Source organism: Pseudomonas purpurea, assembly GCF_039908635.1.
GTDB classification, from domain to species: Bacteria; Pseudomonadota; Gammaproteobacteria; order Pseudomonadales; family Pseudomonadaceae; genus Aquipseudomonas; species Aquipseudomonas purpurea.
Genome location: NZ_CP150918.1, coordinates 3,677,940 through 3,693,031, shown reverse-complemented (window position 1 = coordinate 3,693,031; position 15,092 = coordinate 3,677,940). Strand labels below are relative to the sequence as shown.

Genomic DNA, 15,092 nt, shown 5'->3' with positions numbered 1-15,092 from the left:
CGTTTTCATAAGGAGCAGGCGTATGTATTCACCTTCGCGGCGCTGGCGCGCCATGGGCTGGTGGTGGTTGGCCATGCTGATGTCGTTCAACGCACAGGCGGCCAGTTCAGTGCTGATCTGGCCGATCGATCCGGTGCTGGAGGCCGATCAGCAGGCCAGTGCGCTGTGGCTTGAAAATCGCGGCACCGAAACCGCCAATCTGCAGATCCGGGTATTCGCCTGGAGCCAGAGCGGTTTCAGCGACCAGTACCAGAACCAGCGCGACGTGATCGGCAGCCCGCCCGTGGCGAAGATCGAACCCGGCCAGAAGCAACTGGTCCGCCTGACTCGCACCCGTGAGGTGCCTGTGGGTCAGGAACTGGCTTACCGGATCATTATCGACGAAATCCCGGGGCCCCAGGTGCTGACGGCCGAGGACGGCAAGACTGCGGCGGCGATCCGTTTTCAGATGCGCTATTCCGTGCCGCTGTTTGCCTACGGTGCCGGGCTGTGGAGCAAGGAGGACACCACCCGCAAGCGCGACCCGAAAGGTGCCGGCGTGCCGGACTTGAGCTGGCGCACAGTGGCGGTCGACGGGCGTTCCTACGTTGAAGTGCGCAATCAGGGGGCCGTGCACGCACGCCTCACCGATGTGACCTTCCAGCAAGGCAGCCAGAGCCGGCCGCTGGTCGAGGGTCTGCTCGGCTATGTGCTGCCCGGCGCGAGCATGCGCTGGCTGGCCCCCGAGCCGGTTTCCGGGGCGCCGACGCTACAGGTCAGGGTCAATGGCGCGCCGCAGCTCCAGAGTGTTGCGCCAGCACATTGAAGCGCAAAAAAGCGCAGGCCGCTGACCGGCAATCATGGCGAGGAGGGCTGGCCAGTCAGACCATGAGGGTCGGGGTTGCAGCAGGAGGGAGATGTCCATCGATGGACGAAAAGCGGTGATGAGCCAGGGTAGGGCTCGCAGTATCCGGCGTTCGCTATGGGCTGTGCTCGGTGTCTGCTGTCTGGTCGTGGCGATTCACACCCGGGCCGGTGACCTGCCGCCACCGCCCAGCGGCATGGAGGTTGTGGCCGATGCTCAATTGTTCCTTGAACTGGTGGTCAACCAGATGAATACCGGGCGTGTCGTGGCGGTCGATCAACGGGCCGGGCGACTGTTTCTGCCGGCCACGGCGTTGCGCGATACCGGCATGACCTTGCCCGACGGCGTGGGCGCCGAAGTCGACCTCGACCACTTGCCGGGCCTGCACACCGAGTACGACAGTCAAGGCCAGCGCCTGCTGCTGAGTGTGCCGCCGGACTGGTTGCCGGAGCAGTTCGTCGGCAACCGCCAGGCTTATCCGCGCACCCCGGCGCTGAGCAGTTTCGGCGCACTGCTGAACTACGACCTGTACCTCAACGACACCGACGACGGCGGCAGCTATTTGGCGGCGTGGAACGAAGTACGGCTGTTCGACCGTTGGGGCACGCTGTCCAACACCGGGCAGTATCGGCGCACGCTGTCGGGCGGGGCTGTCGACACGCTGGACAACGGTTACCTGCGGTACGACACCACCTGGCGTTACTCCGACGACGAACGTTTGCTGACCTATGAGGCCGGCGACCTGGTCAGCGGTGCCTTGCCGTGGAGCAACTCGGTGCGCCTGGGCGGCGTGCAGTTGTCCCGCGATTTTGGTGTGCGCCCGGACCTGGTGACCTATCCCTTGCCGCAGTTCGCCGGTGAAGCGGCGGTGCCGTCCTCGGTCGACCTGTTCATCAACGGCTACAAGTCCAGCAGCGCCGAGTTGCAACCCGGCCCTTACACCCTGACCAACATTCCGTTCATCAACGGTGCCGGTGAAGCGGTGGTGGTGACGACCGATGCCCTCGGTCGACAGGTCTCCACCACCGTGCCGTTCTACGTCACCAGCACCTTGCTGCAAAAGGGCCTGACAGACTTTTCCGTGGCGGCCGGTACCCTGCGTCGTGACTACGGGATTCGGGATTTCGGTTATGGCCCGGGCGTGACGTCCGGCAGCCTGCGTTATGGCCTGAGTGACAGCCTGACCCTGGAAGGCCACGCCGAAGCGTCCGATTCGCTGACCCTCGGTGGTGTGGGCGGCAACCTGCGGCTGGGCAATTTCGGCGTGCTCAACACGGCGCTCAGTCAAAGTCAGTTCGACGGCACCAGCGGTCAGCAACTGAGCCTCGGTTATCAGTACAGCAGCCAGCGCTACAGCATCGCCTACCAACGGATGCAGCGCCGTGATCAGTACGCCGACCTGACCGTGGTCGACAGCCCGTTCACCACGTTGAGCCAACGCAGCGAGCAACTGACCCTGAGCCTCAACCTCGACACCTGGGGCAGCCTCGGCGCGGGCTATTTCGATGTGCGTGCGGCGGATGATTCGCGTACTCGCTTGCTCAACCTGACCTGGAGCAAACCGCTGTGGCGCAACACCAGTTTCTACCTGTCGGCCAACCGTGAAATCGGCGACAGCAACTGGGCCATGCAGGCGCAAGTGGTGATCCCTTTCGACCTGCGCGGCAGCCTGAGCGTGAGCACCGAGCGCAGTAAAACCGGCGAAAACCGTCAGCGGGTCAATTACAGCCGTTCGGTGCCGACTGAAGGTGGCGTCGGTTTCAACCTTGGTTACGCCCATGGCTCAGGCCCTGATTACCGGCAGGCCGACCTGACCTGGCGCCTGCAATCGGTGCAGTTGCAGGCGGGCGTGTACGGTAGCAGCGATGCCGAAACCCGCTGGGCCGACGCCAGCGGATCGCTGGTGTGGATGGACCGGCAACTGTTCGCCGCCAACCGGATCGACGACGCCTTTGTGGTGGTCAGCACCCACGGTTTCGCCGACATTCCGGTGCGCTATGAAAACCAGTTGGTGGGCCAGACTGACCGCAACGGTCACCTCCTGGTGCCGTGGAGCAGCGCGTACTACCGCGGCAAATACGAAATCGACCCGCTGAATCTGCCGGCCAACGTGCAAAGCCCGAACGTGGAGCAACGCATTGCGGTGCGCCGTGGCAGCGGTTATCTGCTGGAGTTTCCACTGACCCGCATCGTCGCCGCCAGCGTGGTGCTGGTGGACGCCCGGCAACAGCAGTTGCCGCTGGGCAGCAATGTGCTCAATGAACAGAACGGGTCGAGGGCGGTGGTCGGCTGGGACGGCCTGGTGTACCTGGAAAACCTCGTCGGGCAAAACAGCCTCAAGGTAACCCTGGCCGACGGCCAGACCTGCCGGGCACAGTTTGCGCTGGACATGAATCAGGAGCAGGTGCCGTTGATTGGGCCACTGGTGTGCCAATGACAGTCAGACGAACAAGGAGACGGAGCGTGCAACGATGGATCGGCGGGTGGCTGGGGCTGTTGGCGATGGTGTTGTCGGGGCAGGCCTGGGCGTTGTGCTCGGTGGTCAGCACCGTGCCCGCCGGCTTCGGTTCGGTCAGTTCGATCACGGTGCGGACCACCTCGCAACCCAGCTCGACCACCAATGCCGGGCTGAGCTGTACGGGCTCGCTGGTATCGCAACTGGCGGCCAATGACCATTTGTATGCCACCTTCACAGCCGCGACCTCGGGCTTGGTCGGCCCCACCGGAGACGTGATCAGTTACACGATGTATGGCAATAACAGCACCAGCTATCCGATCAGTCGCGGCATTGCGTTCGACTTCGCCCGCAACTCGATCGCCGATAACCTTGGCTTGCTGAGCAATCCCTTGGTGGCCAAGACCGTACCGATCTATCTGGCCAGCATCAGTGGCAGCAATGTTGCCGCCGGCGTCTACTCCGAGACCCTGAGCGTTGCCTGGAACTGGAACTACTGTTACCTGCTGGGAATCGGTGGCCTTTGCGCTTTGCGGGATATCAATAATGCTTCCACCACCCTGACGGTGACCATGACCGTTACCAACGACTGTTTGATCACCGCACCCAATATCAGCTTCGGCAGCGCCCCGGTGATCAGCGCGTTCGCCACGGTCACCAACCAGACTGTCAACCTGACCTGCACCAAGGGCAGCGCCTACACCGTGGGGCTGGACGATGGTCAGCACGCCGTCAGCACCGGCGGTCGGCGAAGGATGATTTCGGGCAGCAATTATCTGTCTTACGATATTTTCAAAAGCGCCGGCACCACCCGGTGGGGCAGTGTCGGCGCTGCGCGTCGGGCCAGTTCCGATGCCGAGGTCAACCCCGGCAATGGCTTGGGCACGGGCAGTCAGGTCTTTAACTACAACGCAAAAATCTATACCGACCAGACCACGCCGCCGGCTGGCACCTACCTGGATAACGTGGTGCTGGACGTGGGGTTCTGAGCACTGATTCGGCTCAGCCAACGGTCGTGGCGACCGGGTTTTGCTGCATAGCCTTGCTGCTGTTGAGCGTCAGCAGCCAGTAGCCCAGCGCCACGGCGTTGATTGCCGCACCCAGCAGGCACACGCCGAGCCAGCCGGCCCCAGGCGTAGACCGCTGTCGAGGCGACGGAGCCTGCCGCGCTGCCGATGGAGTAAAACAGCATGTAGCCAGCCGTCAGCCGACTTTGAGCCTCGGGGCGCACGCTGTAGATCATGCTCTGGCTGGTGACGTGAACCGCTTGCAGGCCGAGGTCGAAGGTGATGACTCCCAGCAGCAGCGCCCACAGCGAGGATTGGGTCAGGCCGATCGGCAGCCATGAGGCGAGCATCAACAACAACGACAAGCCGCTGGTCCAGTGGCCCAGGCCCCGGTCGGCCAAGTGTCCGGCACGCGCGGCGGCCAGTGCGCCGGCGGCACCGGCCAGTCCGAACAATCCGATTTCGCTGTGCGACAACGATAACGGCGCAGCGCTCAGCGGCAGCACCATCGGCGTCCACAGCACCATGGCGCTGGCGAAGGTCAGCAGTGCCAGCACCGAACGTTGACGCAGCACCGGTTCTTCCTTGAACAGGCTCAGTACCGAGGTAATCAGTGCCGCGTAGGACGCTGGCGTCTGTAACGGTTCGTGCCGGGGCAATACACGAAACAGCGCCAGCGCCATCAACAGCGTCAGGCCGGCCGAGAGCAGATAGACCGAGCGCCAGCCCGCCAGATCGGCCATGCCACCGGACACCGTGCGTGCCAGCAGAATGCCGACCACGATGCCGCTGGTGACCACGCCCACCACGCGCCCGCGTTCGGCAGGTGCCGCGAGTGTGGCGGCGTAGGCCACCAGGACCTGAGTGACCACCGCCAGCAGACCGGTCAACGCCATGCCGATCAGCAGCCAGGTGCTGGTGGGCGTCAGGGCAATCATCAGCAACGCCACGGCTGACAATAGCGTTTGCACGACGATCAGGCGTCTCCGGTTGAGCAGGTCCCCCAACGGCACCAACAGCAGTAAGCCGAGCCCGTAGCCAACTTGAGTCAGGGTGACGACGATGCCGATGGTCGCCGGGTCCATGTCAAAGGCCTGGGCCATGGCGTCGAGCAGGGGTTGTGCGTAGTAAACGTTCCCCACTGCCAGTCCGCAGGCGAGGGCGAACAAAAGGACAATGCGGGTGTTGAGTGGTGGGTGTGCGGTGGATGGCATGCCTGACTCCCAAGGTGGTTTCAAAAGAAAACCAGTTGTACGGTAGTGAGGCTGGTTTTATATTGCAACCACATTTTCACATCGAGTGGCGCCTTCAATCATGGCCAAACGTACAAGTCTTGAGAGCGCCGAATGCCCGGTAGCCCGTTCACTGGAGGCCATCGGTGACGGTTGGTCCTTGCTGATCATCCGCGATGCGTTCGACGGCATCCGGCGTTTCGGCGAGTTCCAGCGCAACCTCGGCATGGCCAAGAACATCCTGTCGATGCGCTTGCGCAACCTGGTGGCGCATGGGGTTTTTGAGGTGGTTCCAGCATCGGACGGCAGCGCTTATCAAGAGTACGTGCTGACGCCCAAGGGCAATGACCTGTTCAACCTGATCATCGGTTTGCGCCAGTGGGGCGAGGCGAATCTGTATGAGGCCGGGGAGCAACACTCGGTGATGGTCGACCGCGAAAAAGGCCAGCCGGTACAGCGGCTGGAGTTGCGGTCCGAGGATGGGCGGTTGTTGGGGCCGCAGGATTGTCGGCGAATCGCCGTGGACGGCTGATCGAGTGCGCTAGCCCTGAAAACAACTCGCGTACCTGTCAACTCTGACAGTATCGAGCGCCCGTAAAAGCATGCTCAATGCACAGAGACTGCAGTGGCCCGGACAAGGTCAGTCGAAAAGTACCGACCGTGTTATTCAGGGAGAGGAGCCATGCTCAAGACTGTACGTTTCATGCGGCGTGTTTCATTCATGCTGTGGGGTATTTCGTTGGCCGCGTTACTCAGTGCGTGTGGGCACTCATTGCCGCCGCCGGATGCGGGTGAGCCGAAAGCCTGGGTTGTCGAGAACGTTGCCAGCAAGAGCACGGCGCAGTTATATGCGGATGTGATTGCGCCAGCGGTGTTTGAGCGTTCGAGTTCGAAGGTGATTGATGGGTATACCGTTGAGAGCGGTAATTTGCGGATGCCGGATGGGGCAATGGGCGCTTTGGTTACGGTTCGTTCCGCTGATGGCAGTTTGATTGCGTTGATTAACACTCCAAAGAAGAATGGGGTCTTGCTCATAAATGCAAATGGGGAACGGAGATTTGAATCTGATCCGAAGCATGATGACTTGACTTCAGACGGCATCCTGAGTCCGGATAAGAGTGATCGGCCGGGTAAAACTTCAGGCATGAATGTCGAGTCACCTCGAGTTGTTGACATATTCGTTGGGTATTCTCGTGCAGCTGCGGATTGGGCCAGGGACCCCCGTGCTCATGCTGTGGCTCAGGTCGAGTCAATAAACTTGTCTTTGCGTAATTCACTGGTTACCAATGTATCTTTCAAGGTGGTCGGCATTCAGGTAGTCGAACAGGAGTATTTGTTAACGGAGGAGACACTTGAACGACTGACCAGTATTTTTGCGGAGGGTATTAAAAAATCCGAACCGGACCTGGTCTTTGGATTTTTCCCCTTGAAGGTTGGAAATATTCCTGGTCAGGCAGGTGGCTGGGCTCATATGCCCGGAAGAATAGCTATTGGTTCGGTGGCCAACTCGACTATTTTCAGGCATGAAATTGGTCATAACGCAGGGGGTGATCATTGTAATGATGAGGGGGTGGCGGACTATCACTTCGGTTATCACAACGGATCGAGCGGCGAGCTTATGTGCCAAAAAGGTAGTGCCCCGGTTTATTCAAATCCGCAACTTAAGGATGCAAGTGGGCGACCTTGGGGCAATGCGGTGACAGCGGATATGGCGCGCGTGTGGCGCGAGAATGCTGAACGGCTATCGTCCTATTCCCACGTTGTGTTGGGTGCGCCTAAAAACTTCAGGTTCGTTGCTGCAAGTCTCAAAAGTATTCATTTTCGATGGGATTCGACTCCTCGCGCAGTCAGGTATGAAATGTGGGGGCGGGATCGTGTGTCGCTGGAGCCTAAAAGGTTTGGTACTAGTAATACAACTGATGGTTTTGTGCATAATCCTCCGAGCGGGTTGAATCCATACCATGTCGTTGCAATTTATTTTGATGGTACGGAATCGCCAGAAAGCAATGTTGTTCAAGCAAAGCCCCATGAGACATTTGCAAATGAAGATCAGTGATCATTCGGCTCTCGGAACTCACCGAGATTATCGAGCGGATTGCATTTCGAGTTGTCGATGTCAGGTGGCGGAAAGAGTGATTGCATAAACCAACATGACCTCTTGGGAGGTCATGTTTTATTGTTCTGTCACTCAGCGCAGACGGTCGACCATCTCCGCCACCGTCGTCAACACATCTTTACCCAACTGCTTCGAACGTTTGCCGGACCAGCCGGTCAGCGCATTCGGTGCGTCATTGTTGTCCTTGAATGGCATCTCGAGGGTCAGGGACAGGCAATCGAACTTCTGGCCGACGCTGTTGCAGGCCAGGGTCATGTTGGCCTGGCCTGGCAGGTCACGGGTGTAGCCGTGGGTGGTCTGGAAGTCGCGGGTCAGGTGTTTCAGGTGACTGCGGAAATGCTCTTCGAGTTTTTCAAGGCGCGGCGTGTAGCCAGGATTACCTTCGCAACCGGCGGTGAATACGTAGGGGATTTCTTCGTCGCCGTGGATGTCGAGGAACAGGTCTACGCCGTACTTCTCCATCTGTTGCTGAACGAACAGCACTTCGGGGCTGATTTCCTGGCTGGCGCTCTGCCAGGCGCGGTTGAGGTCCTGGCCCATGGCATTGGTGCGCAGATGGCCGTGGAACGCGCCGTCCGGATTCATGTTGGGCACCAGGTACAGGTCGGCGCTGGCCAGCAGTTTATTCAACTGTGGGTCGTTGTGTTGTTCCAGGCGTTCGATCACACCTTCCATGAACCATTCGGCCATATGCTCGCCGGGGTGCTGCTGGGCGATGATCCAGACCTTGCGCTGGCCCTCGGCACCGCTGCCTTTGCGCAGTAACTGAATATCGCGACCTTCGACACTTTTGCCCGTGGCCAGCAACTCGGTGCCTGCCTTGGTCAGCGCTTGTTCGATCAGCCAGTCGTGGCGCCCACGGCTGTAGGGTTCGAAATACGCAAACCAGGCGTGGGTGGCGGTGGCTTCAAGGCTGAAGCGCAGGCAGTCGCCTTCGAAAATCGTCGGGACGCGGAACCAGTTGACGTGGTCGTACGAGGCCACCGCCTGATAACCATCCCAGGCCTTGTTATAGGAAGACTTGCTGGCGTTGCTCAAGCGGAACCAATGCTCCTGGCCCACATGCAGGCCGCTGGCCTTGAAGTGGAACCACTGGAAATGCGCGCTACGGGTATCGGGCTTGATGGCCAGCAATGCCTGCAACGGATTGCTGATGTCCAGGACCTGAATGTTGCCGCTGTCGAAGTCTGCAGAGATGTCAAAAGTGCGATGAGCCACGGTCATAGTCTCTTTCCTGAGTATGATTTTTATGGCTGCTACTTTACACGCAAGAGGGGGTTGAAACAGGCCGCAATTTGCGGGGAAGAAAGGGGGGGCGTCGTCCTTGACGCGACAGCAGCTTAGTGGCTATGCGATTGATTCTCAAGTGCTAATTTCTATTACTTTGCTGACGTCAAGCCGAGGTTCGCTTGCAAACCGATATTCTTTTGATATCATCCGCGCCATCGAATTTAGCAGCACCAGTCTTCATTAGCCTGAAGCCATAGCCAGATAACTGGCAAAAAAAGACCCGGCAAAAAGCCGGGTCAAAAACCGTGATTAGCCTGATGAGGAGATATTCCAAGAGTCCGACCTAAGGTCTCTTGGTCTATCGACTGATCTCGCGACCAGCTGCATGCAATAATAATCATTATCATTTGCAAGTCAAATGTTTTCATCTGCCCGATTGGAAATATTTTTCCTGCCCTTGTGCAAACGTTCCGGCAATTGTGTTGCTGCGTAGCGTTCTTCGCACCTTCAGACGGTTAACCCGGCTGATTTCCCTCCAGTGAACGGTCCACCATGGCTTTGGCCATGTCGATCATGTGCACCACCGAAAACGCCAGGTCACGGCTTGCACCGCGCAGGTTGTCTGCCGACTCATACGCCGTGGCCGCAGCACAACGCAGCAGGTCCGAGGCGTGAACCAGGGCTTCTTCGCGGCTGACACGTTGATTGACGTCGAAGAACCGTTCGGCGACTTCGAATTCCGAAACAGCCGGTTTCAAGTAATAGTCCAGAGCGCGCTGTGCGGCCGCACACCCTTTTAGTGAGGTGAGGTTGGGGTCGATTTCCATTTCAGTGGTGTCCTTGCTGGCTGGATTCATCGCGAGAGGTGCCCTGTGAATGAGGTAGAGGAGTCATTCAAAGATTAGTACGTTATGTAGTTGTTACGACAAATTAAATAATACAATTTGTGTGTTGAGGGTGTGAGTACGCAACGTATTGTTCAGCCCATGGATAAATGGATCGAACTGGTCAAGGCCAAAATGAGTGACCAGAAGGTCACCCAGGAAAAACTCGCAGAGCGCCTCGGGATGTCTCAGGGCGGTGTCGGCCATTGGCTGAACAAACGCCGCGAGCCCAGCATTCAAGACATGAACCGTGTGCTCAAGGCGCTGGGGCTGGACTTTCTGGAGGTGGCGCTGGTTATCCGGGAGCCCGAGCTGCTGGAAGCCAGTGAGGATGACGACCTCGCTTGCGAAGTGCCTCTGTCACAGAAATACAACCCGTACTTCCGCTACCCGGTCAGTGACTGGCAAGAGGTGGGCGAGGTGCGTGAGTCTGAAACGGAGCCCTACGCCACAAACCGTTTCGAGCTGACCGATTACCACGCGCAGGGGCCTGCGTTCTGGCTGGTGGTCGTGGGGGACGCGATGACCGCGCCAAGCGGTTTGAGCATTGCTCAGGACATGCTGATTCTGGTCGACCCGGCCGTTGTGCCGGAGCCCGGAAAACTGGTGATCGCCCAGTGGTCGCACAGCGCCGAGGCGGTGTTTCGCAAACTGATCGAGGAGGGCGGCCAGCGCTACCTGGTACCGCTCAATCCGACGTACCCCAAAATGCTGTTCACTGACGAGTGCCGAATCATTGGCGTGGTCGTACAGGCGACGGCCAAGTTCTGATCAGAAAGGTCCTGCAGTGCAGGACCTTTTTTGTCGCGCTGATTACTCCAGTTCCACCAGCGCACTGCCTTCGCTGACCATCTCGCCTTCCTGGCAATACACCGCTTTCACCACCCCGGCGTGGGGCGAGCGAATGCTGTGTTCCATTTTCATCGCCTCCAGCACCACCAGTTGAGCCCCGGCTTCAACCGTTTGCCCGGCTTCGACTAGCACGCGCACGATGCTGCCGTTCATGGGCGCACTCAAGCCGCCATGATGACTGTGACTGGCCTCCACCGCCGCAATCGGGTCGTAGACGTCGAGCCGGCGCAGTTCACCTTTCCACTGCAAAAACAACGTGTCGCCCCGACGGATCGCCCGATGCGAACGGCGTACGCCATGGCACTCGATCAGCAATTGCTCGCCCTTGAGTTCAGCGTGACGGCCGTTGGTGTCCTCAAGTGTGAGCGCTCGGTCCTGCCCCTCGCAGGTCAAGTGCAGGGTGGTTTGTGTCGCCAGTCCGGCGCGAAAACCGCTGGCCGTGGCCCACGGGGACGCCGGGTCGTCGTGACGCACCAGGGCCGGCTGGCTCTGGGCGAAAGCCTGGCCCGCCGCTTGCCAGAACTCATCGCTCAGCTCGCTTGCCGGTGGCAGCAGTTGTTCCTGATAGCGCGGAATGAACCCGGTATCCAGTTCGGCTGCGGCGAAGGCCGGGTGGCCGATGATGCGCCGCAAGAAACTGATGTTGGTTTTCAACCCGCCAATGACGAATTCATCGAGCATGCTCAACAGCCGCAGGCGTGCCTGTTCGCGGTCTTCGCCCCAGGCGATCAGTTTGCCGAGCATCGGGTCGTAGAACGGCGAAATGCGGTCGCCTTCCTCCACGCCGCTGTCAACCCGACGTCCTGGACCTGCCGCCGACTCCCGGTAGAGTTCGAGATGGCCGGTGGCGGGCAGGAAGTCATTGCTCGGGTCTTCGGCATACAGCCGCACTTCAATCGCATGGCCGCGCAACGGCACTTGCGCCTGAGTCATCGGCAGGGGCTCACCTTGTGCGACGCGAATCTGCCAGGCCACCAGGTCGAGGCCGGTGATCGCCTCGGTGACCGGGTGCTCGACTTGCAGGCGGGTATTCATTTCCATGAAGAAAAATTCGCCGCGTGCATCCAGCAGAAACTCCACCGTGCCCGCACCGACATACCCGATGGCCTGCGCCGAACGCACGGCGGCCTCGCCCATGGCTTGACGCAACTGCGGGCTCAGGCCGGGGGCCGGTGCCTCCTCGACGACTTTTTGATGCCGACGCTGGATCGAGCAGTCGCGTTCGTTGAGGTACAGGCAATTACCATGCTGGTCGGCGAAGACCTGGATTTCCACGTGACGCGGCTTGATCAGGTATTTCTCTACCAGCATTCGCGAGTCGCCGAACGAGGACTGCGCTTCACGCTGGGGCCGAGGCCAGGGCTTCGGCCAGTTGGCTGACGTCCTCGACCACTTTCATGCCTTTACCGCCGCCGCCCGCGGTGGCCTTGAGCAACACCGGGTAACCGATGCGTTCAGCCGCGACGCGGAAGGTTTCCAGGTCCTGGGCTTCGCCGTGATAACCCGGCACCAGCGGCACGCCGGCGGTTTCCATCAGGGCCTTGGCGGCGGATTTGCTGCCCATGGCGTCGATGGCCGAGGCCGGTGGGCCAAGAAAGATCAGCCCGGCGGCTTCGATGGCGCGTGCAAAACCGGCGTTTTCCGACAAAAAGCCATAACCTGGGTGAATCGCCTGGGCGCCGCTGGCCTTGGCGGCGGCGATCAGTTTGTCGATTTGCAGGTAGCTGTCAGCCGCTTTGCTGCCGCCCAGGTCGATGCGGATGTCCGCTTCGCGACTGTGCCGCGCCTCGCGGTCGATGGCGCTGTGCACGGCCACGGTGGTCAGGCCCAGTGCCTTGGCGGTACGCATCACGCGGCAGGCGATTTCGCCACGGTTGGCCACCAGCAGGGTGGTGAGGACAGGGGCGTTCATCAACGCGGCTCCTTGGTAGTGACGGGCTGCCAGCCTGGCGGACGTTTTTGCAGGAAGGCCCGCAGACCTTCCTGGCCTTCAGGGCTGACACGAATGCGGGCAATGGCGTTTTCGGTGTAGCGCCGCAGCGCCGGGGTCAGTTCGCCGTTGCCGACTTCGCGCAGCAAGTCCTTGCTGGCGCGCATGGCTTGAGGGCTGTTGAGCAGCAGGTTGTCGATCCACTGCTGGAGTCGCACTTCCAGTTCGCCGATCGGGTAGCTGTCGCTCAGCAAGCCGATTTCACGGGCCCGCTGGCCACTGAAACGTTCGGCGGTCAGCGCGTAACGCCGCGCAGCACGCTCACCGATGGCTTGCACAACGAATGGGCTGATGACCGCCGGGGCCAGGCCGATGCGCACTTCCGAGAGGCAGAACTGCGCGTCGTCGGCACCGATGGCCATGTCGCAGCAACTGATCAGCCCCAGTGCACCGCCATAGGCTGCGCCTTGCACCACCGCCAGGGTAGGGATTTTCAGTTTGGCGAGGTTGTACATCAGCTCGGCCAGTTCCCGGGCGTCGTCCAGGTTGGTGTGGTAGTCGAGTTCGGCCGATTGCTGCATCCAGGCCAGGTCGGCGCCCGCGCTGAAATGCTTGCCGCGCCCGCGCACCAGCAGGAAACGCAACGCGGGGTCTGCCGACACCTTGTCCAGGGCCAGGATCAATTCGCGAATCATCTCGGCGTTGAACGCGTTGTTTTTGGCTTCACGGCTGAGCCACAACGTGGCGAAACCGCGGGGGTCGGTCAGCAGTTCAAGGGTGTTGAAGTCGTTCATGTTTTTCCGTCTCCACAACTCATGTGGGAGCGAGCCTGCTCGCGAAGAACGATAACGCGGTGTCTCAGATAAACCGCGGTGAATCCTTCGCGAGCGAGCCCGCTCCCACAGAACATCACATCCGGAACACGCCGAAGCGGCTCGGTTCGATAGGCGCATTCAGCGATGCGGACAAGGCCAGGGCCAGCACGTCGCGGGTCTGCGCCGGGTCGATCACGCCGTCATCCCACAAGCGGGCGCTGGAGTAGTAGGGGTGACCCTGCTGTTCGTACTGGTCGAGAATCGGTTGCTTGATCTCGGCTTCCTGTGCGGCGCTGAACGCCTGGCCGCTGCGCTCTGCCTGCTCGCGCTTGACCTGCACCAGCACGCCTGCCGCCTGCTCGGCGCCCATCACGCCAATCCGTGCGTTCGGCCACATCCACAGGAATCGCGGGTCGTAGGCGCGCCCGCACATGCCGTAGTTACCAGCGCCGAAACTGCCGCCGATGATTACGGTGAACTTCGGCACCTTGGCGCAGGCCACCGCCGTCACCAGTTTCGCGCCGTGTTTGGCGATGCCGCCAGCCTCGTACTTCTGCCCGACCATGAAGCCGGTGATGTTCTGCAAAAACAGCAACGGAATGCCGCGCTGGCAAGCCAGTTCGATAAAGTGCGCGCCTTTCTGCGCAGCCTCGGCGAAGAGGATGCCGTTGTTGGCGAGGATCGCAATCGGGTAACCGTGCAAGTGCGCAAAACCACACACCAGCGTGGTGCCGAACAAGGCCTTGAACTCATCGAACACCGAGCCGTCCACCAGCCGTGCAATCACTTCGCGCACATCGAACGGCTGCTTGGCATCGGCCGAGACCACGCCGTACAGTTCATCGCTGGCATAGAGCGGGGCAATCGGGGTGCGTTGCTGCAACTCGCCAAGCTTGCGCCAGTTGAGGTTGGCCACGCTGCGTCGCGCCAGGGCCAAGGCGTGTTCATCGCTGTCGGCGTAGTGGTCGGCCACGCCAGAAATCTTGCAGTGCACATCGGCCCCGCCAAGGTCTTCGGCGCTGACCACTTCACCGGTCGCGGCTTTCACCAGCGGCGGGCCGGCGAGGAAAATCGTTGCCTGCTGACGGACCATGATCGCTTCATCGGCCATGGCCGGGACGTACGCGCCGCCCGCAGTGCAAGAGCCCATCACCACGGCGATCTGTGGAATGCCCATGGCGCTCATGTTGGCCTGGTTGAAGAAAATCCGCCCGAAGTGCTCGCGGTCCGGGAACACTTCATCCTGACGCGGCAGGTTGGCGCCGCCCGAGTCCACCAGGTAGATGCACGGCAGGCGATTTTGTTGGGCGATGGTTTGGGCGCGCAGGTGTTTTTTCACGGTCAGCGGGTAGTACGAGCCGCCTTTTACCGTGGCGTCGTTGGCGACGATCATGCATTCGACGCCTTCGACGCGACCGATACCGGCAATCACGCCAGCGGCGGGAACGTCTTCGCCGTAGACCTCGTAGGCCGCCAGTTGGCTGATTTCCAGGAAGGGCGAGCCTGGGTCGAGCAAGCGGTTGATCCGCTCACGGGGCAACAGTTTGCCGCGCGAGGTGTGACGTTCCTGGGCTTTGGCGCCGCCGCCTTGTTGAACCTGAGCCAGCAGTGTGTGCAGGGCGTCGACCTGTACAAGCATCGCCGTGCGGTTGGTCGCGAACTCTGCGGAGCGGGGGTTGAGCTGGGTATGCAAAATCATGGGCTACTCCGTAGCAGCCGCAAGTTTC

At 60.6% G+C, this 15,092-nt stretch carries 10 protein-coding genes and 2 pseudogenes; 6 read left to right on the top strand and 6 right to left on the bottom strand.

The window, feature by feature from the left end; all coding sequences use genetic code 11:
- Positions 1–22 precede the first annotated feature (22 nt).
- From AABM54_RS16620 to AABM54_RS16610, 3 genes are all read left to right on the top strand, one after another.
- Complete coding sequence (locus AABM54_RS16620) at positions 23–805, top strand: molecular chaperone (RefSeq protein ID WP_347901090.1); 783 nt, start codon at positions 23–25, stop codon at positions 803–805.
- A 118-nt stretch (positions 806–923) separates the two neighbouring features.
- The gene (locus AABM54_RS16615) at positions 924–3,281 is read left to right on the top strand and encodes a fimbria/pilus outer membrane usher protein (RefSeq protein ID WP_347906227.1); all 2,358 of its coding nucleotides are present in this window, start codon (positions 924–926) and stop codon (positions 3,279–3,281) included.
- Between the two features lie 65 nt (positions 3,282–3,346).
- Complete coding sequence (locus AABM54_RS16610; RefSeq protein WP_347906225.1) at positions 3,347–4,288, top strand: spore coat U domain-containing protein; 942 nt, start codon at positions 3,347–3,349, stop codon at positions 4,286–4,288.
- Positions 4,289–4,301: 13 nt separating this feature from the next.
- On the opposite strand, the pseudogene AABM54_RS16605 reads toward AABM54_RS16610, so the two are convergent.
- Positions 4,302–5,520, bottom strand: a pseudogene (locus AABM54_RS16605) (MFS transporter).
- Between the two features lie 100 nt (positions 5,521–5,620).
- Between AABM54_RS16605 and AABM54_RS16600 the strand changes: the two are divergent.
- Both AABM54_RS16600 and AABM54_RS16595 read left to right on the top strand, forming a co-directional pair.
- A complete protein-coding gene (locus tag AABM54_RS16600; RefSeq protein ID WP_347901089.1) occupies positions 5,621–6,070 on the top strand; it encodes a helix-turn-helix domain-containing protein in 450 nt (149 codons plus the stop codon).
- A gap of 150 nt (positions 6,071–6,220) precedes the next feature.
- The gene (locus tag AABM54_RS16595; RefSeq protein WP_347901088.1) at positions 6,221–7,594 is read left to right on the top strand and encodes a hypothetical protein; all 1,374 of its coding nucleotides are present in this window, start codon (positions 6,221–6,223) and stop codon (positions 7,592–7,594) included.
- 132 nt (positions 7,595–7,726) lie between these two features.
- Here the strand turns inward: AABM54_RS16595 and AABM54_RS16590 are convergent, their stop codons facing one another.
- Both AABM54_RS16590 and AABM54_RS16585 read right to left on the bottom strand, forming a co-directional pair.
- Positions 7,727–8,878, bottom strand: coding sequence for a M14-type cytosolic carboxypeptidase (locus AABM54_RS16590; protein ID WP_347901087.1), 1,152 nt, complete (start codon positions 8,876–8,878; stop codon positions 7,727–7,729).
- Positions 8,879–9,399: 521 nt separating this feature from the next.
- Positions 9,400–9,741, bottom strand: coding sequence for a DUF3077 domain-containing protein (locus AABM54_RS16585; protein WP_347901086.1), 342 nt, complete (start codon positions 9,739–9,741; stop codon positions 9,400–9,402).
- 129 nt (positions 9,742–9,870) lie between these two features.
- Between AABM54_RS16585 and AABM54_RS16580 the strand changes: the two genes are divergently transcribed.
- On the top strand, positions 9,871–10,539 hold the full coding sequence (locus AABM54_RS16580) for a S24 family peptidase (RefSeq protein ID WP_347901085.1): 669 nt from the start codon (positions 9,871–9,873) through the stop codon (positions 10,537–10,539).
- A 42-nt stretch (positions 10,540–10,581) separates the two neighbouring features.
- Here the strand turns inward: AABM54_RS16580 and AABM54_RS16575 are convergent.
- The 3 genes and pseudogenes from AABM54_RS16575 to AABM54_RS16565 all read right to left on the bottom strand — a co-directional run bounded on the left by AABM54_RS16575 (position 10,582) and on the right by AABM54_RS16565 (position 15,064).
- Positions 10,582–12,532, bottom strand: a pseudogene (locus AABM54_RS16575) (acetyl-CoA carboxylase biotin carboxylase subunit).
- Entirely contained in the window at positions 12,532–13,344 is an 813-nt protein-coding gene (locus AABM54_RS16570; RefSeq protein WP_347901084.1) for a gamma-carboxygeranoyl-CoA hydratase, read from the bottom strand. The pseudogene AABM54_RS16575 and the gene AABM54_RS16570 overlap by 1 nt, the downstream one beginning before the upstream one ends.
- Before the next feature lie 115 nt (positions 13,345–13,459).
- Positions 13,460–15,064 carry a carboxyl transferase domain-containing protein gene (locus AABM54_RS16565; RefSeq protein WP_347901083.1) on the bottom strand — a complete coding sequence of 535 codons (1,605 nt, stop codon included), beginning with the start codon at positions 15,062–15,064 and terminating at the stop codon, positions 13,460–13,462.
- Positions 15,065–15,092 lie beyond the last annotated feature (28 nt).